This window comes from Acidovorax sp. Q11, assembly GCF_054950075.1.
In genome coordinates, this window is record NZ_JBUDZG010000034.1 from 17,599 (window position 1) to 35,224 (window position 17,626).

Consider the following 17,626-nt stretch of genomic DNA (forward strand, 5'->3'; position numbering starts at 1 on the left):
GGTTCGCGGTAAAAACCGCCTTCCCTTTCCAACAGGCCGGCGCCACGCCGGCCTTTTGCCGTTCTCATGACTGAACCCATCGAGTGGCTGCCGGACGGCACCCCCTACAGCCCCCGCTTCGGCGACCGCTACCACAGTGAAAACGGCGGCCTGGATCAGGCCCGCCGCGTGTTTCTGCACGGCTGCGGCCTGCCCGAGGCATGGGCGGGGCAATCGCAGTGGCGCATTCTGGAAACCGGGTTTGGCTTTGGCCTGAACTTCCTGGTGACCTGGGCCGCCTGGCGGGCCGACCCCGCGCGGCCCACGCTGCTGCATTTCGTATCGACAGAAGCCTGGCCCGTGAGTGCAGCCGATCTGCTGCGTGCCACCTCGGTCCACCCTGAGCTGGCCCCGTTGGCAGAAGCACTGCACCAGCAATGGTGGGGCCTGCTGCCGGGCGTGCACCGCCTGCGTTTTGATGACGGCCGGGTGCTGCTCACCCTGTATGTGGGCGACACCCAGGCCATGCTGCGCCAGCAGAACCTGACGGTGGATTCCATCTACCTCGACGGCTTCAGCCCCCAGCGCAACCCCGAAAGCTGGGACCCGCACACCCTGAAGGCCGTGGCGCGCTGTTGCCGGCGCGGTACACAGCTCGCCACGTGGACCATCGCACGCGCCGTGCGCGATGCCCTGGCGCAATGTGGCTTTGAAGTGAACCGCGTGCCCGGCGTGCCGCCCAAGCGCGACAACCTGCACGCCACCTACAACCCACGCTGGGAGCCGCGCACCACGCGCCAGCCTGTGGCCACGCCCGAACCCGCCCTGCCCGGCCCCTGCATCGTGATCGGCGGCGGCATTGCAGGCGCCGCCACCGCCGCCAGCCTGGCCCGGCGCGGCTGGCAGGTCACGGTGCTGGACCAGGCCCCCGAGCCCGCCGCAGGCGCATCGGCCCTGCCCGCCGGGGTGTTTGCGCCCCATGTGTCGCCCGACGACAGCGTGCTGTCGCGCCTGTCGCGCAGCGGCATCCGCACCACGCTGGAGCAGGCCCGCTGGCTGCTGAGCGAGGGCGTGGACTGGGACCCTTGCGGCGTGCTGGAGCATCGCACCAATGGCACGCCCGGCCTGTCGCCCGGTTGGTTGGATGGCCCAGGCGCCGCCTGGAGCGAGCCTGCGCCCCCCGCCGCCCTGGCTGCCGCCCAGCTACCGCCCGATGCCACCGCCTGCTGGCACCACCAGGCAGGCTGGGTGCGCCCGGCCCGCCTGGCCACGGCCTTGCTGGCGCAGCCCGGCATCCGCTGGCAAGGCGGCTGTCAGGTGGCGCAGCTACGACGTGCCGAGCCCCCCGCCGCCGATGGCCACCCGGCCACCCCGGTCTGGCAGGCGCTGGACGCCCAGGGCCAAGTGCTGGCCGAGGCGCCCGCGGTGGTCATTGCGGCGGGCGCGGGCAGCCCGGAACTGCTGCACCACCGCTGGCCCCTGCAGCCGGTTCGGGGGCAGGTGTCCTGGGGCGCACATGCTGGCGCTGCAGCGCCGCTGCTGCCGTTTCCGGCCAACGGCAACGGCAACCTGGTGCCCCGCTTTCCGCTGGGCGGCGATGCAGGTGGCCGCCAGGGCTGGGGTTGGGTGATGGGCTCCACGTTTGAGCGGGATGTGCAGGCCCTGCCCCCCAGTGCCGCCGACATCCGGGCCGCACACGCCACCAACAGGGGCAAGCTGCAAGGCCTGCTGCCCGGCATCGCCCCCCGGCTGGAACCCCTGTTCGCACAGGCGCTGCAGTCCCCAGCGCCACAGCACGCCCCCGGGGACCCAGCCGCGCTGCACACCTGGGCCGCCGTGCGCTGCACCGCCCCCGACCGCCTGCCCATCGTGGGCCCCGTAGACCCTGCAAACCTGCCCGGGCTGTGGGTCAGCACCGCCATGGGCGCGCGGGGCCTGACGCTGGCACTGTTGTGCGGCGAACTGCTGGCCTCCCGCCTGCAAGGCGAGCCCTTGCCCATCGACGCACGGCTGGCCAAGGCACTGGGCACCGAGCGCCTGCCGTAACGCGGGCGCCGCAGGCATCCCAAGGCAGCCCCCCCCGCCAGCCCGCGCCAATCCTTGCTTATAAACAAATAGACATATTGGCAGAGCAAAACAATAGTTTGCATCCATAAGAAGCCCCTCTACATTCGCCGCCATGCATGAATTGGCGTTTGTTTTTGCGGGCTTTGCCGTCGGGCTCATCGTAGGCCTGACGGGTGTGGGCGGTGGCTCGCTCATGACGCCGATCCTGATCTTCTTCTTTGGCGTGAAGCCGCACATGGCCGTAGGCACCGACCTGCTGTTTGCGGCCTTTACCAAGATGGGCGGCACTGTCAGCCTGGCCCGCCAGCGCCTGGTGCCCTGGAAGGTGGTGGGCCAGTTGTGCGCAGGCAGCATTCCGGCCGCGCTGCTGGCGCTGTGGGCACTCAAGGCAATGGGCCCGGCCAGCGGCACGGCGCAAAGCATCATGACCACCACGCTGGGTTTTGCCCTGCTGCTCACGGCGGCGGCCACGCTCTACAAAGCCATTGCGTTTTCGGCCCAGCGCCAGGCGGCCGAAGCCGCCGCCCGCAAGACCCACGCGGGCGACCCCACCCGCCCCCGCCACTGGAGCCTGCCCGTGCTGCTGGGCGCCGTGATCGGCACGCTGGTCACCTTCACCTCGGTGGGCGCGGGCGCCATTGGCGTCACCGTGCTGCTGCTGGTCTACCCCCTGCTGCCCCTGCCGCGCGTGATTGGCGCCGACATTGCCTACGCCGTGCCTTTGACCCTGGTGGCAGGGTTGGGTCATGCCTCACTGGGCTCCGTGGATTGGCCTTTGCTTGCACAATTGCTGGCTGGCTCGCTGCCGGGCATCTGGCTGGGTTCGCGCCTGGTCACCCGCACGCCTGAGCGCCTGATCCGCTGCGCCCTGTCCGTTCTTCTGGCCTGGGCAGGCCTCAAATTGATTCTGATCTAGGACCCCCGGTTCCCGCCCCACGATGTACCAATACACAGAATTCGACACCCAGTTCGTGCAGCAGCGCGCTCACCAGTTCCGCGACCAGCTCACGCGCTGGCAGACGGGCAAGCTGAGCGAGGACGACTTCCGCCCTCTGCGCCTGCAAAACGGCTGGTATGTGCAACGCTACGCGCCCATGCTGCGTGTGGCCGTGCCCTACGGCGAAATCGCCAGCCGCCAGCTGCGCGTGCTGGCGCAGATCGCCCGCGAATACGACGAGCCCGAAGCGGCCGTCTTCAAGGCCGCCATGGAAGGCCAGGGCAAGCTGGGCACCACCTTCTTGCCCACCCACTGCGCCCACTTCACCACCCGCACCAACGTGCAGTTCAACTGGATTCCGCTGTCCAAAAGCGCGGATGTGATGGACCTGCTGGCCAGCGTCAACCTGCACGGCATCCAGACCAGCGGCAACTGCATCCGCAACACCACCACCGACGCCCTGGCGGGTATCGCCGTGGACGAAATCGTGGACCCGCGCCCCTACGCGGAGCTGATCCGCCAGTGGTCCACGCTGCACCCCGAGTTCGCGTTCTTGCCCCGCAAGTTCAAGATCGCCATCACCGGTGCCAAGGACGACCGCGCAGCCACCGGCTGGCACGACGTGGGCCTGCACCTAGTCAAGAACGATGCGGGTGAGATCGGCTTCAAGGTGTTTGTGGGCGGCGGCATGGGCCGCACGCCAGTCATCGGCACCGTGATCCGCGAGTTCCTGCCCTGGAACCAGATCATGAATTACATCGAGGCCATCGTGCGCGTGTACAACGAGCACGGCCGCCGCGACAACAAGTACAAGGCCCGCATCAAGATTCTGGTGAAGTCCGAAGGCCAGCAGTACATCGACGACGTGGAAGCCGAGTACCGTCAGATCGTGGAGATTGACGGCGGCCCCCACACCATCCCGCAGGCCGAGTTCGACCGCGTGGCCGCATGCTTTGTGGCGCCCCAGCTGGCCGACATTGCCGACGTGCCCCCCGCTGCACTGCAGGCCTCACTGGACGCCCAGGCTGCCGAGCATGTGATGTTTGGCCGCTGGCTCAAACGCAACGTGCACGCCCACCAAAATCCACAGCTGCGCGCAGTGACGCTGTCGTTCAAGCGCCCCGGCCAGTCGCCCGGCGACGCCACCAGCGAGCAGCTGATCGCCCTGGCCGACCTGGTGGACAAATACTCCGCCGGCGAAGCCCGCGTGACGCACGACCAGAACGTGCTGCTGCCCTGGGTGCACGCCAGCCGCCTGTTTGACCTGTGGCAAGAAGCCAAGGCCCTGGACCTGGCCAGCGCCAACGTGCAGCTGCTCACCGACATGATCGCCTGCCCCGGCGGCGACTTCTGCGCACTGGCCAACGCCCGCTCGCTGCCGATTGCCGAGGCCATCACCCAGCGCTACCAGGACCTGGACGAGCTGGACGACATCGGCGAGATCGACCTGCACATCAGCGGCTGCATCAACAGCTGCGGCCACCACCACAGCGGCCATATCGGCATCCTGGGCGTCGATAAAGACGGCAAGGAGTGGTACCAGGTCACGCTGGGCGGCTCCGACGGCTCTGACCTGTCGGGCGCTGCCGTGGCCGGCAAGGTGATTGGCCCCTCGTTCTCGGCCGCCGAAGTGCCCGACGTGATCGAGGCTGTGCTCAGCACCTACCGCGACCTGCGCGAAAGCGGCGAGACCTTCCAGAACACCGTGCGCCGTACCGGCCTCGACCCGTTCAAGGAAGCCGCAAAGACCGCCCGCCACCCCGCCTCCGAAGCGCTGGCTACGGCCTGAGCCACCGCCGCACTGCCCCATCCATGACCATGAAAATTCTTGCCTCCCAAGACCATCAGCCGCCCGCAGAAGGCGATGCTCGCACCGTGGCGCTGGCCAACGATGCCGACGCGCTGGCCCTGCCACTGGATGGCGTTGAGCGCGTGGACCTGCACTTCCCCAGCTTCACCGATGGCCGCGCGTTCAGCCAGGCGTTTTTGCTGCGCCGCCGCCGTGGCTTTGCGGGCGACATCCGCGCCACGGGCGACGTGCTGATCGACCAGCTGGTGCAGATGCAGCGCACGGGCTTCAGCTCGGCCGTGCTGCGCGAAGGCGTGGACCCGGCCGACGCCCAGCGCCAGTTCGAGATGTTCCCCGGCTTCTACCAGGGCGACGCCGTCAACCCCCAGCCGCTGTTTGCCAGCAAGGCCGCTTGATCGGCGCCCCCCTGCCAAGCCCACCCCTACCCCATCGCACAGCACAATGAGCCAACTCGATCTCGTACGCATCAACGCTGAACTCGGCCACAACGCCGAGGGCCTCGTCGCCTGGGCACTGGGCCTGGGCCAAAGCCCCATCGTCACCACCAACTTCCGCCCTTTCGAGGCGGTGATCCTGCACATGGTGTCGCAGGTGAACCCCGATGTGCCCGTGGTCTGGATGGACAACGGCTACAACACCGAAGCCACCTACCGCTTTGCCGACGAGGTGACGAAGCAGCTGGGCCTGAATCTCAAGATCTACCTGCCCCGCCGCTCGCGCGCGCACCGCGAAGCCGTGGAGGGCGCCACGCCCGCGCTGGATGATCCGCGCCACGCCGCTTTCACCGAAGAAGTAAAGCTGGAACCCTTTGCCCGCGCCCTGCGCGAAACGGCGCCCAAGGTCTGGTTCACCGCTCTGCGCGCCACCGACACCGCCGTGCGTGCGCAGATGGACCCGGTCAGCATCAACCCCGACGGCCTGATCAAGGTCGCGCCGCTGCTGTACTGGTCGTCCAAGGAGCTGCACGAATACTGCGTGAAGCACGGCCTGCCCAACAACTTCGACTATGTGGACCCCACCAAGGGCGAAGACAACCGCGAGTGTGGTCTGCACCTGGCCCACTGACCCCAGGGTCCGACCATGAACGCCCACACAGACTCAGCGCTGCTTGAGAAAACCAACAACATGAGCTATCACCTCAACAACTCCCACCTGGACGCACTGGAAGAAGAAACCATCTTCATCCTGCGCGAAGTCGCCGCCGCCTTCGAACGCCCCACCCTGCTGTTCTCGGGCGGCAAGGATTCGCTGGTCATGCTCAAGTGCGCAGAGAAGGCCTTTGGCGCAGGCCACATCCCCTACCCGCTGCTGATGATCGACACGGGCCACAACTTCCCTGAAGTGACGGACTTCCGCGACTTCCGTGCGAAGGAGCTGGGCGCCGACCTCATCGTGCGCAGCGTGGAAGACTCGATGGCGCGCGGCACCGTGCGCCTGGCCCACCCGGGCGAGTCGCGCAACGTGCACCAGTCGGTCACGCTGCTCGAAGCGATTGAAGAATTCCGCTTTGACGCGCTGATCGGCGGCGCCCGCCGCGACGAAGAAAAGGCCCGCGCCAAGGAACGCATCTTTTCGCACCGCGATAGCTTTGGCCAATGGCAACCCAAGGCCCAGCGCCCCGAGCTGTGGACCCTGTTCAACACCCGCCTGCAGCCAAACGAGCACTTCCGCGTATTCCCCATCAGCAACTGGACCGAGCTGGACGTGTGGCAGTACATCGACCGCGAAAACATCGCGCTGCCCAGCATCTACTACACCCACAAGCGCCAGGTGGTGGACAAGAAGGGCCTGCTGATGCCCGTGACCGAGCTGACTCCGCCGCGTGAGGGCGACGTGGTGGAAACGCGCGATGTGCGCTTCCGCACCGTGGGCGACATCACCTGCACCGCACCGGTGGAAAGCACCGCCGCCACCCCGGCCGAGATCGTCATCGAGACCCTGGCCGCCGACGTGAGCGAGCGCGGCGCGACCCGCATGGACGACAAGACTTCCGACGCTTCGATGGAGAAGCGCAAAAAAGACGGCTATTTCTGAGACGGGCACTTCTGATGACTACTACCAATTCGATAGCTGCCAACGCTTACCAGACGGGCGGTGAAGCCCAAAATGACCATGTTTCCGCCCTCAAGTTCATCACCTGCGGCTCGGTGGATGACGGCAAGAGCACACTGATCGGCCGCCTGCTGGTGGACAGCAAGGCCGTGCTGCAAGACCACCTGGCCGGTGTGCAGCGCCAGGGCGAAACCGACCTGGCCCTGCTGACCGACGGCCTCAGCGCCGAGCGCGAACAAGGCATCACCATCGACGTGGCCTACCGCTACTTCGCCACCGAAGCGCGCAAGTTCATCATCGGCGACGCCCCTGGCCACGAGCAGTACACCCGCAACATGGTCACCGCCGCCAGCAGCGCCGACGCCGCCGTGGTGCTGGTCGATGCCACCAAGCTCGACTGGAAGAACCCCGGCCTGGCCCTGCTGCCCCAAACCCGCCGCCACAGCCTGCTGGCCCATTTGCTGCGCGTGCACTCGCTGGTGTTTGCCGTGAACAAGCTCGACGCGGTAGAAGACCCCGAACTCGCGTGGAAGCACATCCAGGGCGCGCTGCAGTCCTTCGCCCAGGCGGCTGGCATTGCCGTGCGCGCCACTGTACCCGTGTCCGCCCTCAAGGGCTGGAACGTGGTGGACGCCCACGCGGGCTGGTGCGGCTACGAAGGCCCCACCCTGCTGCAGGTGCTGGAAGTGCTGCCCAACACCCCCGCCGACACGGCGCTGGCCCCCGCCTTCCCCGTGCAGTGGGTCGAAAAGTTCTCGTCCTCCTCCGACACCAGCCAGGGCCGCCGCGTGTTCTGGGGCCGCGTGGCTGCAGGCAGTTTTGCGCCCGGCACCGCCGTGCAGGTCTTCCCCAGCGGCCAGCTGGCCACCGTGGCCCAGGTGCTGGACCACGCCCGCCGCCCCACCGATGTGCCCGCAGGCACCAGCGCCGGCATCATCCTCGACCGAGAGGTGGACGTGTCGCGCGGCGACTGGATCCTGGCCGCCCCCACGGCAGCCGCTGCCCCGGCCGCTGACGACGACTTTGGCGACACACCCGCCGCCACCCCAGCCTGGCCTGCCAGCCGCGAGCTGCACACCACCATCGCCTGGATGGACGACGAACCGCTGGTTGCGGGCCGCGTGTACTGGGCGCTGCACGGCCACCGCTGGGTCAAGGCCAAGGTCAAGGCCGTGGTACACAAGCTCAACATCAACACGCTGGCCGAAGAAGCCGCCACGCAGCTCGACCCCAACGCCATTGGCCATGTCCAGCTCGTGCTGCAAGAGGCCATCCCCGCCGCTGCGTTCGGCCAGGCCCGCGTGCTGGGCTCGCTGATCCTGGTGGACACCGCCAGCCACAAAACCGCTGGCGCCGTGCTGGTCCACTGATCCAAATCAGCACCCCAACCCCCAGTCACCCCATCGGGGTGAGGGACCCTGTAACCAAAGGTCGGTGAAAGCTTTTAAAATCGAGGGTTTTCACCGACCCACACAACTCCTGTCATGACCCACGTCGTCTCCGAAAACTGCATCAAGTGCAAGTACACCGATTGTGTGGACGTGTGCCCCGTGGACTGCTTCCGCGAAGGCCCGAACATGCTCGTCATCGATCCTGACGAATGCATCGACTGCGCCGTCTGCATCCCCGAGTGCCCGGCCAACGCCATCTTTGCCGAAGAAGACCTGCCCGCAGACCAGATCGCCTTCATCAAGCTCAACGCCGACCTGGCCTTTGCCGACGGCTGGAAGAGCATCACCAAGCGCAAGCCCGCGCTGCCTGATGCCGACGAGTGGAACGGCAAGCCGGGCAAGGTCAACGAACTGGTCAAGTAAACCGCCCCGCGCCCCGCTGGTGACCGAGACTTTGCAAGTGCCCGCCGTCGTAGAGACCGACGCCGTTGTCATCGGCGCGGGTCCTGTGGGCCTGTTCCAGGTCTTCCAGCTGGGCCTGCAAGGCATCACCGCCCATGTCATCGACGCCCTGCCCCATGCGGGCGGCCAGTGCGTCGAGCTGTACGGCGACAAACCCATCTACGACATCCCCGGCATCCCCGTGTGCACCGGGCGCGAGCTGGCTGGCCTGCTGCTTGAGCAGATCGCGCCGTTCAAAACCCAGTGGCACCTGAACACGCTGGTGTCGGCGCTCGCCGTGCAAGCCGATGGGCGCCTGCTGGTCCAAACCTCCCAGGGCGCACAACTGCTGGCCCGCACGGTGTTCATTGCTGCCGGTGTGGGCGCCTTTGTGCCACGCACGCTCAAGGTGGACGGCATCGAGCGCTTTGTGGGCGCCCAGGTCCACTACCAGAACCTGCCCGCCACGGCCCACGTAGCCGGGCTCCATGTGGTCGTGCACGGCGGCGACGAGCCCGCCGTGGCCCGCGCCGTGGCACTGGCCGAACAAGGCCAGGCCGCCCGCGTCAGCCTGCTGCACCGCCGCGATGTGTTCCAGGCCCCGGATGCCCTGCTGCAGCGCCTGCAGCAACTGCGCAATGCGGGCCACATCCACGTCGAGGCCGCGCAGATCACCGGTATCGAAACCTCTGGTGACCAGCTGACCGCCTTGCAGGTGGTGGACGCCGATGGCAGCACCCGCGCCCTGGCACTCGACCTGCTGGTGGCCGTGCTGGGCATCTCGCCCCGCCTCGGCCCCATCGCCGACTGGGGCCTGGCCATGGACCGCAAACAGCTGGTGGTGGACACCGAGGCCTTCCGCACCAGTGTGCCCGGCATCTACGCCGTGGGCGACATCAACACCTACCCCGGCAAACGCAAGCTCATCCTGTGCGGCTTCCACGAGGCCACTCTGGCCGCCTTTGGCGCCGCCGAGGCGCTCAAGGGCGACAAGGTGGCGCTGCAGTACACCACCACCAGCCCACGGCTGCACCAGTTGCTGGGTGTGGCTGCGCCCGCTGCGGTACGCTGAGCTGAACGACAGTAGTCCCCCTACAGCGGACATTGCGCCCTCGACCTAATGGCGATCAACACAGAGCTCGGTACAGATCACAACGACGGACTTGAGGAGTTGTCGGCCGCGATGCGTGTTGCAGGGGTTCAGCACGCCCTGTACCACGACTGCATTTGGATAACCCTGCCTGAGCTCCAAGGGCATGTGGAAATCAAATCATGGAGCCATCAGGGTAGAACCGCACAACTATCCGTAAATCGCCAGTGGTTCTCCTTGAATGTTGACGACGGCGATTTTGATGGCCTGCCAGAGACCGTTATTGCGCGAATTGCAGGGAGACTGTCGCAGCGGGGCCTGTCACTGAGCTGACCAGCATGAGGCAGAACTCGGCCAAAGACGGACGTTCGATGAGCGATTTCACTGTCGTGAAAGAAGGAACGTGGCTGTACGACGGCACTGTGCCAACAGGCGTCCGTATTGTTAGCTGCTCGATTCGCTACGGATCGGGCGACTGGGAAGACCCACCGGAGATCCAAGAGGATCAAACCGTTCCGGGATTCGACGTCCAGTGGGCTTCACCTACAACGCCGCGTGACTTTTGGAAGTATCCCTCTGCAGTTTTCCACACACTGGAAGAAGCAATAGCTCACGCGGAACTAGCAGCTTGGGCCTCATCGACCTTGAAATGGGACCAGTTCTGACGTCTGCTCTGGTTCAAGTGCAAACGGTGGTGCTTCCATAGATCACCACTAGCTCATGCGAGCCAGTTCCCGCCGCGCCAATGAAGATACCGACTTCCCCCCCAGCACGCCATTCATTTCACTAGAATCCACCCCCATCGCTAGGGGTGTCCTGCAAGCATCTGCTGCAAGGCTGAGATCAAACCCTTCGAACCTGTTGCCACCAACGCTTTGCCTTGGCGGCTTTGAGATCATCCTCGCGCAGGGAAGCATGTTCGCGATGCCAGGGGCCCGTCAACCGGGCGCGTGCTGGCGGGCGTCCGGCGCCCCTGCTCTGTAGGAACGTACCTGCTGCTTACGGAGCCACCATGTCCTCATCACCCACCGCGCCCACCACCAACGAAGCGCTGGCCCCCATTTCCCCCGACCGCCGCGTCTTCCAGTGGCATGACCACGCCTCGCTCTGGTTCAGCCTGGGCGTGGGCCTGTTGGTCATGCAGGTGGGCGCGTACCTGATGCCCGCGCTGGGCACCAAGGAGGCACTGATTGCCATCGTCGCCGGCTCCATCGTGGGCGCGGGCCTGCTGGGCTGGGTGGCCAAGCTGGGCTGCGACAGCGGCCTGGCCAGTGCGGGGCTGATGCACGCCGTGTATGGCCGCACGTTTGCCAGCCTGCCCATCATCCTGAACATCGTGCAGCTGGTGGGCTGGGGCACGTTCGAGCTGGTGGTGATGCGCGATGCCACCGTGGCCATTGGCCAGCAGTCGGGCGCCATGGCCGGTGCCCATTGGCCGGTGCTGGCGACGCTGCTGTGGGGCGGCGTGGTGATGCTGCTGATCAGCGGCTCGATGGTGCAGCTGGTGCGCAAGGTGATTGCGCGCGTGGCGCTGCCGCTGGTGGTGCTGTCGCTGCTGTGGCTGTCGTGGCAGTTCTTGTCGCTGGCGCAGGCCCAGGGTTTTGAAGCGCTGTGGACACGCCAGGGCGCGGGCGGCATGGGCGTGTTGCCTGCGCTGGACCTGGTGATTGCCATGCCGATTTCGTGGCTGCCGCTGGTGGCCGACTATGCGCGCCATGGCAAGAACGGGGGCTCGGCATTGCGCGGCACCTGGCTGGGCTATGCGCTGGCCAACATGTGGTGCTATTCGCTCGGCGTGCTGGTGGCGCTGACCTTACCGAGCAAGGACCTGGTGCAGGCGCTGCTGCTGGCCCAGGGTGGGCTGATTGCACTGTCGCTGATCCTGATCGACGAGGTGGACAACGCCTATGGCGACACCTATTCGGGCGCCGTGTCGGCCCACAGCCTGCTGCCGCGTTTTGGCGTGCGCGCCTGGGGCCTGCTGGTGGCCGCGCTGTGCACGGGGCTGGCGCTGGTGCTACCCATGCACAGCCTGGAGCCGTTCCTGCTGCTGCTCAGCTCGGTGTTTGTGCCGCTCTTTGGCGTGATTCTGGGGCGCCTGGCCTTTGGCACCGATGCGACCGCCCTGCTGGCGGCTGCGCGCAAGGTGAATGTGGCGCCCGTGGCCATCTGGCTGGCGGGCATTGCGGTGTACCACCTGGCGCCCAAGGTGCTGCCGGGTGCGGGCTCGGCCCTGCCAGCGCTGGCGTTCAGCTTTGCGCTGGCCTGGGCCACCCGGCCGCGCAGCCTCTAACTGCCTAGGCCCGCTGGCGATGGCCGGGGCCCCGCCAGCCGTGTGGCCAGGTACAGCAGCAAACCCAGCGGCCCATACATAAAGGTGGCGGGCAACAAGACCAGCAGCGGCCACCGCGCCCGTCCGCGCGCCAGGACATCGGCCGCCATCCAGTGCCCGACCCACAGGTCGAACGCCAGAAAATGCACCCAGCCGCCCAGCACCTTGCCAGGCACGGCAAACAGGGCCTGCACGGCGGCGAGGCTGGAAAAGCCCCCGCCCGGTGCAGTGCCCCAGTGCATAACCAACAACCAGGCATACAGGGCGCACAGCGCAGCAGGCACCCACCGCCCGGCCACCACCAGCAATGACGCCCGCAGGCGGCCCGGCGGCGCAATGACCGCCACACCCAGTGCCAGCCAGCCCAGCATGGCGCCTACGCTGGCCACGGAAAAGAGGGTTTCGTTCATCTCAGCGCTCCCCCTCGCGGCCCCTTAGGCGCTCTTGCACCGGCCACACCACGGCCCCCTGGTGACCAACCCGTGTCACCAGCCCACCATGGGCCGACGCGAACTGCATGGCCTGCTGTTCGCCCACAAACCAGTGCTTCAGCATGGCCGTGCTGCGCTGTGCTGCCACCGACAACACCACCGACTGGGAGTCCAGGCCGGACAGGGCCTGGCTGTAGGCCTCCCAGCTCGCATGGCCTGCCTCAAAGGCCAGCATCCTCAGCACATGCTTGCGCTGAAGGCTTGCACGATCGCGGAACAGCGCCTGCAAGGGGCAGGCCGGAACCGCACGCGCGGCCAGCAGCCGCCGGAGCACCGGCAAAGCCTCTGACAACGCATCGGACGTGGCAGCACGGTGCAAACGCTTGGCCTCACGCAGCATGGCGGCCTGTGCAGGAGACGACGAAAGATTAGAGGAAGGCGACAGCGGCAAGGCTGTGGCAGCAACGCGCGGTGCGCGAGCAAAAAGAGAGGGCATACCGGCTCCAGAAACATGCGGCTCGTCTCGCTGCGAGCCACGGAGGGTATGCAAGCCAGGCTTGCGAAAGGGAAAAGAAAAAGGTGCTTGCGCTTTTGCGAGGTGGGCGGCCTTTCAACCCGGCGCGGATTGTACGGCACGGGATCGCGCGCCCCGCCAAAGGAGCGCCCACAGGTTTCGGCAGCGCTTTCAGCCTATGGCGATTTCCCAGCAGCCACAGAGAGAACTACTATTTTTATAGCAAACAAAGCTTGATGGACGCGCGCAAGGCGCCCAAAAAAACCAAAATCTTCAGCCCTGCACCGCCACCTGCGGCAGCGGCGCATAGCCATGGCTCAGCGGGCCATGGCCGCGCCCGGTGGTCACATTGGCACCGGCGGCAATGGCGCCCAGGATGTAGGCCCGGGCGCGTTCCACCGCCTGCGGCAGGGGCGCGCCCAGCGCCAAGTGCGATGCGATGGCCGACGACAGCGTGCAGCCGGTGCCGTGGCCGTTATGGGTGGCAATGCGCTGCGATGCCAGGCGCTGGCAGGTGCCGTCTGGCAGGGCCAGCACATCCACCACCCAGTCCCCGGGCAGGTGCCCACCCTTGAGCAGCGCGGCCGGGGCGCCCAGCGCGCGCAGGGCCTGCGCGGCGGCGTCCAGCGTATCCACGCCCTCGATCGTGCGGCCCAGCAGCCAGCCTGCTTCGTCCAGATTGGGGGTGATCACCTCGGCCAGCGGAAACAGCTCCTGCACCAGCACGCCCACGGTTTCCTGCGCGATCAGGCGGTCGCCGCTGGTGGCGACCATCACCGGGTCCAGCACCACATGGGGCAGCTGGTAGCTGCGGATGGCATCGGCCACCACACGCACCACCTCGGGTGAATGCAGCATCCCGATCTTGACGGCATCCACGCCGATGTCCTGCGCCACCGCGTCGATCTGCGCCTTGAGCATCTCGGGCGGAATGCCGTGGATGCCCGTCACACCACAGGTGTTCTGCGCGGTGATGGCGGTGATGGCCGTCATGCCGTAGCAGCCCAGCGCGCTGAAGGTCTTGAGGTCGGCCTGGATGCCCGCGCCGCCGCCGCTGTCGGAGCCCGCGATGGAGAGCACACGCACATAACGGCGTGTGGAAGGCGTGGACGGCAAGGAGGACGGCGGGGTCAAAGAAGTCATGGCAAAAATTATGGCCTATGCGCTAGCGCAAAAAGAGCGGCGCGGGCTTGTGCTGTAATTGATTTTTCCGGACGAAACAGGGGTGTCCCACCGTTATGGTGCGCGACTGAGAAATACCCTGGGGCTGCGCAGAACACTGCGTTGCGCTGCGCGCGCAATGGCCCCGCTACCCGATCCAGGTCATGCTGGCGTGGGGAGTTTCCACAAGCGGCCCTGCCCCCGTTTTGTCCATGGTTGCCTGCCAACACACGGATCAACGGACGGACAGACGGACTTATGCCACTTCAACCCTCTTCTTTTGCCATCCTGGGCGCGGGCCTCATGGGCCGGCTGCTGGCCGTGGAGCTGGCGCGCCAGGGCCACCGGGTGGACATTCACGACGCGGGCAGCCCGGCCGCCGAAGGCTCGGCTGCCACGGTGGCCGCCGCCATGCTCGCACCCCTGGCCGAATCGGCGATCACCGAACCCGGCGTGGTGCGCATGGGCCACCATGCCCTGGCCCGCTGGCCGCAGCTGCTGGCACCGCTGGCCGAACCCGTGTTCTTCCAGCAAGCGGGCACGCTGATCGTGTGGCACCGGCAGGACGCCGCCGAAGCCCAGCGCCTGACGCGCCAGCTGGAGGCCAACCAGCACACCGTGCCCGAGCTGCCCCGGCTTGAAAAGCTGGGCAGCGACGGCCTGGCCCAGGCCGAGCCCACACTGGCCCACCGCTTTGCCCAGGGCCTGTACCTGCCCGGCGAAGGCCAGCTGGACAACCGCCAGCTGCTGGCGGCGCTGGTGGTGGAGATGCAACGCCTGGGCGTGCGCGCGCACTGGCACAGCCCCCAGTCGCCCGACACCTTCAGCCCCGGCGCCCCTGGCCAGCCCGACTGGGTGCTGGACTGCCGGGGCCTGGGCGCCAAGGGCCAGTGGAGCGCGCTGCGCGGCGTGCGCGGCGAGGTGGTGCGCATCCACGCGCCCGACGTGACGCTGCGGCGACCCACGCGCCTGGTGCATCCGCGCTACCCCATCTACATCGCGCCCAAGCAGGACCACCTGTTTGTGATCGGCGCGACCGAGATCGAATCCGACGACCTCTCGCCCGCCAGCGTGCGGTCCACGCTGGAACTGCTGAGCGCGGCTTACGCCGTGCACCCCGGCTTTGCCGAGGGCCGCATCCTGGAGCTCGCCACGCAGTGCCGCCCCACGCTGCCCGACAACCTGCCCGCCATCCGCCAGACGCGGCCGGGTGTGCTGGAGATCAACGGCCTGTACCGCCACGGCTTCATGATCGCCCCGGCGATGCTGGATGTGGCGCTGGAAGTGCTGAACACAGGACAATCGCAGCTTTCGCAACGTTTTGACCTCGCGCTGGATCTGGCCCCTGCATCAGTGCCCGCCACCAGCGCCGCCGCTCTCGCATGAACATCTCCATCAACCAGACCCCGCACGAACTGCCCGAAGGCGCCACCGTGGCCGACGCCGTGGCCGCCATCGCGGCGCGCCCGCCTTTTGCCGTGGCGGTGAACACCACCTTTGTGCCCAACACCGCCTACGCCGCCCACCAGCTGCAGCCCGGCGACCGCGTGGAAATCATCTCACCCGTGACCGGGGGCTGACCCAGCGCCTGAAATTTGAAGAAAATAAACCCTCTGCGCGCGTCCATCAAGCCCTGATAGCTATCAAAAACATAGTAACCACATGACCACTCCGACGCCCCAAGACCCGCTGGTGCTGTACGGCCAGCAGTTCACCAGCCGCCTGCTGCTGGGCACCTCGCGCTACCCCTCGCCCGCCGTGCTCGAAGCCGCCGTGTTGCGCGCCCAGCCCGCCATGGTCACCGCCTCACTGCGCCGCCAGGGCAGCAACCCGGCCGAAAGCGGAAGCAGCTTCTGGGAGCTGCTGCGCAAGCTCAATGTGCCCGTGCTGCCCAACACCGCCGGCTGCCACAGCGCACAAGAGGCCATCACCACCGCCCAGATGGCGCGCGAGGTGTTCAACACCCCGTGGATCAAGCTGGAGTTGATCGGCGACGACTACACCCTGCAGCCCGACACGCTGAACCTGGTGGGCGTGGCCGAACACCTCATCAAGGAAGGTTTTCAGGTGCTGCCGTACTGCACCGAAGACCTGGTGCTGTGCCAGCGCCTCGTGGATGTGGGCTGCCAGGCCGTGATGCCCTGGGCCGCGCCCATCGGCACCGGCCGGGGCCCCGTCAACCCCTACGCGCTGCAGACGCTGCGCGAGCGCCTTCAAGTCCCCATGCTGGTGGACGCGGGCCTGGGCCTGCCATCGCATGCCTGCCAGGTCATTGAATGGGGCTTTGACGGCGTGCTGCTGAACACCGCCGTGGCCCTGGCGCAAGACCCTGTGGCCATGGCGGGTGCGTTCTCCGATGCCGTGGGCGCCGGGCGCGCTGCACGCCTGGCAGGCGCCATGGCCGCGCAGGACGCCGCCCAGCCCAGCACGCCGGTGCTGGGCACCCCTTTCTGGCACCACGCCCATGCATGACACCACCGCCCTGGCGCACGCCATCCTGAGCCACCACGCAGCCACCTTTGCGGGTTTCGCGCCCGAGCCCGTGCCTGCCCCCAACTCGCAGGAGCCGGTCTACCAGGCCGCGCTGCAAGCCTGCAGCCAGCTGGGCTTCATTGCGCACGACGCCGAATGCCTGGCCCGCGCCTGGCAGGCACGCGCCCTGCGCACCGGCAGCGCGCAGCCCGAGGCGTGGCCCGACGCCCCGGAGGACTTCGGCCTGCAACCCCTGCAGCGCGCCCATCAGTTCGCCCCCTGCCCCAGGCAACTGGGCCTGTACGCCGTGCTCCCCGATGCCACTTGGGTGGGCCGCATGGCCCGTGCGGGTGTGCCCACGGTGCAGCTGCGCTTCAAGTCCGACGATGCGGCAGCGATTGAGCGGGAAGTGCGCGCCGCCGTACATGCCGTGCAGGGCACGGGTGCGCTGCTGTTCATCAACGACCACTGGCGCATGGCCATTGACGCAGGTGCCTACGGCATCCACCTGGGCCAGGAGGATCTGGACGCGCTGAGTGCATCCGAGTTGCAAGCGCTGCACGGCTCCGGCCTGCGCCTGGGCGTCAGCACCCACGGTTATGCCGAGATGGTGCGCGCCGACGCCGTGGGCCCCAGCTACATCGCCATGGGGGCCGTGTTCCCCACCACACTCAAGAAAATGGCCACAGCCCCCCAGGGCGTGGGCAGGCTGGGGGTGTATGCGCGGCTGATGCGCCACTACCCGCAGGTGGCGATTGGCGGCATTGGCGCCGAGCAGTTTGCGCAGGTGCTGGCCACGGGGGTGGGCTCCATCGCCGTGGTGCGAGCGCTGGTGAACGCGGCAGATCCTGAAGGCGCTTCAGCCCAGCTGATGCAGCACATGGCGCCCACGCCCACCTGAAGGCGGCCCCGGGGCCTGGCACAACGCCAGGGCCCTGGATGCGGTGCG

At 67.3% G+C, this 17,626-nt stretch carries 19 protein-coding genes; 16 read left to right on the plus strand and 3 right to left on the minus strand.

The window, feature by feature from the left end; genetic code table 11:
• Nucleotides 1-66 precede the first annotated feature (66 nt).
• The 12 genes from mnmC (at nucleotide 67) to ACYZGB_RS19835 (ending at nucleotide 12,060) form a co-directional block, all read left to right on the plus strand.
• Nucleotides 67-2,025: a bifunctional tRNA (5-methylaminomethyl-2-thiouridine)(34)-methyltransferase MnmC2/FAD-dependent 5-carboxymethylaminomethyl-2-thiouridine(34) oxidoreductase MnmC1 gene (gene mnmC, locus ACYZGB_RS19780; RefSeq protein ID WP_462390557.1), complete on the plus strand. Its 1,959-nt coding sequence runs from the start codon at nucleotides 67-69 to the stop codon at nucleotides 2,023-2,025.
• Between the two features lie 133 nt (nucleotides 2,026-2,158).
• Nucleotides 2,159-2,962, plus strand: coding sequence for a sulfite exporter TauE/SafE family protein (locus ACYZGB_RS19785; RefSeq protein WP_462390558.1), 804 nt, complete (start codon nucleotides 2,159-2,161; stop codon nucleotides 2,960-2,962).
• Between the two features lie 22 nt (nucleotides 2,963-2,984).
• Entirely contained in the window at nucleotides 2,985-4,772 is a 1,788-nt protein-coding gene (locus tag ACYZGB_RS19790) for a nitrite/sulfite reductase (protein ID WP_462390559.1), read from the plus strand.
• A 29-nt stretch (nucleotides 4,773-4,801) separates the two neighbouring features.
• Complete coding sequence (locus ACYZGB_RS19795; RefSeq protein ID WP_462390560.1) at nucleotides 4,802-5,188, plus strand: DUF934 domain-containing protein; 387 nt, start codon at nucleotides 4,802-4,804, stop codon at nucleotides 5,186-5,188.
• A 46-nt stretch (nucleotides 5,189-5,234) separates the two neighbouring features.
• Nucleotides 5,235-5,858: a phosphoadenosine phosphosulfate reductase domain-containing protein gene (locus tag ACYZGB_RS19800; RefSeq protein WP_462390561.1), complete on the plus strand. Its 624-nt coding sequence runs from the start codon at nucleotides 5,235-5,237 to the stop codon at nucleotides 5,856-5,858.
• Nucleotides 5,859-5,873: 15 nt separating this feature from the next.
• Nucleotides 5,874-6,827 carry a sulfate adenylyltransferase subunit CysD gene (gene cysD / locus ACYZGB_RS19805; RefSeq protein WP_462390562.1) on the plus strand — a complete coding sequence of 318 codons (954 nt, stop codon included), beginning with the start codon at nucleotides 5,874-5,876 and terminating at the stop codon, nucleotides 6,825-6,827.
• 14 nt (nucleotides 6,828-6,841) lie between these two features.
• A complete protein-coding gene (locus ACYZGB_RS19810) occupies nucleotides 6,842-8,215 on the plus strand; it encodes a sulfate adenylyltransferase subunit 1 (protein ID WP_462390563.1) in 1,374 nt (457 codons plus the stop codon).
• Nucleotides 8,216-8,329: 114 nt separating this feature from the next.
• Nucleotides 8,330-8,659: a ferredoxin FdxA gene (gene fdxA / locus ACYZGB_RS19815; RefSeq protein WP_055393870.1), complete on the plus strand. Its 330-nt coding sequence runs from the start codon at nucleotides 8,330-8,332 to the stop codon at nucleotides 8,657-8,659.
• A gap of 31 nt (nucleotides 8,660-8,690) precedes the next feature.
• The gene (locus tag ACYZGB_RS19820; protein ID WP_462390582.1) at nucleotides 8,691-9,749 is read left to right on the plus strand and encodes an NAD(P)/FAD-dependent oxidoreductase; all 1,059 of its coding nucleotides are present in this window, start codon (nucleotides 8,691-8,693) and stop codon (nucleotides 9,747-9,749) included.
• Nucleotides 9,750-9,797: 48 nt separating this feature from the next.
• The gene (locus ACYZGB_RS19825) at nucleotides 9,798-10,100 is read left to right on the plus strand and encodes a hypothetical protein (protein ID WP_462390564.1); all 303 of its coding nucleotides are present in this window, start codon (nucleotides 9,798-9,800) and stop codon (nucleotides 10,098-10,100) included.
• A 38-nt stretch (nucleotides 10,101-10,138) separates the two neighbouring features.
• A complete protein-coding gene (locus ACYZGB_RS19830; RefSeq protein ID WP_462390565.1) occupies nucleotides 10,139-10,432 on the plus strand; it encodes a hypothetical protein in 294 nt (97 codons plus the stop codon).
• Nucleotides 10,433-10,779: 347 nt separating this feature from the next.
• Nucleotides 10,780-12,060, plus strand: a complete 1,281-nt coding sequence (locus ACYZGB_RS19835) for a purine-cytosine permease family protein (RefSeq protein WP_462390566.1) — start codon at nucleotides 10,780-10,782, stop codon at nucleotides 12,058-12,060.
• On the opposite strand, the gene ACYZGB_RS19840 is transcribed toward ACYZGB_RS19835, so the two are convergent.
• The 3 genes from ACYZGB_RS19840 to thiD form a co-directional block, all read right to left on the minus strand.
• Nucleotides 12,057-12,509, minus strand: coding sequence for an abscisic acid-deficient protein Aba4 family protein (locus tag ACYZGB_RS19840; protein ID WP_462390567.1), 453 nt, complete (start codon nucleotides 12,507-12,509; stop codon nucleotides 12,057-12,059). The genes ACYZGB_RS19835 and ACYZGB_RS19840 overlap by 4 nt on opposite strands.
• 1 nt (nucleotide 12,510) lies before the next feature.
• A complete protein-coding gene (locus tag ACYZGB_RS19845; protein ID WP_462390568.1) occupies nucleotides 12,511-13,026 on the minus strand; it encodes a hypothetical protein in 516 nt (171 codons plus the stop codon).
• Nucleotides 13,027-13,317: 291 nt separating this feature from the next.
• Nucleotides 13,318-14,187 carry a bifunctional hydroxymethylpyrimidine kinase/phosphomethylpyrimidine kinase gene (gene thiD / locus ACYZGB_RS19850; protein ID WP_462390569.1) on the minus strand — a complete coding sequence of 290 codons (870 nt, stop codon included), beginning with the start codon at nucleotides 14,185-14,187 and terminating at the stop codon, nucleotides 13,318-13,320.
• 276 nt (nucleotides 14,188-14,463) lie between these two features.
• Between thiD and ACYZGB_RS19855 the strand changes: the two genes are divergently transcribed.
• The 4 genes from ACYZGB_RS19855 (at nucleotide 14,464) to ACYZGB_RS19870 (ending at nucleotide 17,578) form a co-directional block, all read left to right on the plus strand.
• Nucleotides 14,464-15,591, plus strand: a complete 1,128-nt coding sequence (locus ACYZGB_RS19855) for an FAD-dependent oxidoreductase (protein ID WP_462390570.1) — start codon at nucleotides 14,464-14,466, stop codon at nucleotides 15,589-15,591.
• Nucleotides 15,588-15,785: a sulfur carrier protein ThiS gene (gene thiS, locus ACYZGB_RS19860; RefSeq protein WP_462390571.1), complete on the plus strand. Its 198-nt coding sequence runs from the start codon at nucleotides 15,588-15,590 to the stop codon at nucleotides 15,783-15,785. Before ACYZGB_RS19855 ends, thiS begins: the two co-directional genes overlap by 4 nt.
• 82 nt (nucleotides 15,786-15,867) lie before the next feature.
• On the plus strand, nucleotides 15,868-16,677 hold the full coding sequence (locus ACYZGB_RS19865) for a thiazole synthase (RefSeq protein WP_462390572.1): 810 nt from the start codon (nucleotides 15,868-15,870) through the stop codon (nucleotides 16,675-16,677).
• Nucleotides 16,670-17,578, plus strand: a complete 909-nt coding sequence (locus ACYZGB_RS19870; RefSeq protein WP_462390573.1) for a thiamine phosphate synthase — start codon at nucleotides 16,670-16,672, stop codon at nucleotides 17,576-17,578. The genes ACYZGB_RS19865 and ACYZGB_RS19870 overlap by 8 nt, the downstream gene beginning before the upstream one ends.
• Nucleotides 17,579-17,626: the final 48 nt, after the last annotated feature.

Bases quoted from the DNA above. Each gene is read 5' to 3' on its own strand.
- ACYZGB_RS19825 (WP_462390564.1), top strand. From the start codon at position 9,798: ATGGCGATCAACACAGAGCTCGGTACAGATCACAACGACGGACTTGAG.
- cysD (WP_462390562.1), top strand. From the start codon at position 5,874: ATGAACGCCCACACAGACTCAGCGCTGCTTGAGAAAACCAACAACATG.
- thiS (WP_462390571.1), top strand. From the start codon at position 15,588: ATGAACATCTCCATCAACCAGACCCCGCACGAACTGCCCGAAGGCGCC.
- thiD (WP_462390569.1), bottom strand. From the start codon at position 14,187: ATGACTTCTTTGACCCCGCCGTCCTCCTTGCCGTCCACGCCTTCCACA.
- ACYZGB_RS19835 (WP_462390566.1), top strand. From the start codon at position 10,780: ATGTCCTCATCACCCACCGCGCCCACCACCAACGAAGCGCTGGCCCCC.
- ACYZGB_RS19795 (WP_462390560.1), top strand. From the start codon at position 4,802: ATGAAAATTCTTGCCTCCCAAGACCATCAGCCGCCCGCAGAAGGCGAT.
- ACYZGB_RS19855 (WP_462390570.1), top strand. From the start codon at position 14,464: ATGCCACTTCAACCCTCTTCTTTTGCCATCCTGGGCGCGGGCCTCATG.
- ACYZGB_RS19845 (WP_462390568.1), bottom strand. From the start codon at position 13,026: ATGCCCTCTCTTTTTGCTCGCGCACCGCGCGTTGCTGCCACAGCCTTG.
- ACYZGB_RS19870 (WP_462390573.1), top strand. From the start codon at position 16,670: ATGCATGACACCACCGCCCTGGCGCACGCCATCCTGAGCCACCACGCA.
- ACYZGB_RS19790 (WP_462390559.1), top strand. From the start codon at position 2,985: ATGTACCAATACACAGAATTCGACACCCAGTTCGTGCAGCAGCGCGCT.
- ACYZGB_RS19810 (WP_462390563.1), top strand. From the start codon at position 6,842: ATGACTACTACCAATTCGATAGCTGCCAACGCTTACCAGACGGGCGGT.
- ACYZGB_RS19865 (WP_462390572.1), top strand. From the start codon at position 15,868: ATGACCACTCCGACGCCCCAAGACCCGCTGGTGCTGTACGGCCAGCAG.
- mnmC (WP_462390557.1), top strand. From the start codon at position 67: ATGACTGAACCCATCGAGTGGCTGCCGGACGGCACCCCCTACAGCCCC.
- ACYZGB_RS19840 (WP_462390567.1), bottom strand. From the start codon at position 12,509: ATGAACGAAACCCTCTTTTCCGTGGCCAGCGTAGGCGCCATGCTGGGC.
- ACYZGB_RS19830 (WP_462390565.1), top strand. From the start codon at position 10,139: ATGAGCGATTTCACTGTCGTGAAAGAAGGAACGTGGCTGTACGACGGC.
- fdxA (WP_055393870.1), top strand. From the start codon at position 8,330: ATGACCCACGTCGTCTCCGAAAACTGCATCAAGTGCAAGTACACCGAT.
- ACYZGB_RS19800 (WP_462390561.1), top strand. From the start codon at position 5,235: ATGAGCCAACTCGATCTCGTACGCATCAACGCTGAACTCGGCCACAAC.
- ACYZGB_RS19785 (WP_462390558.1), top strand. From the start codon at position 2,159: ATGCATGAATTGGCGTTTGTTTTTGCGGGCTTTGCCGTCGGGCTCATC.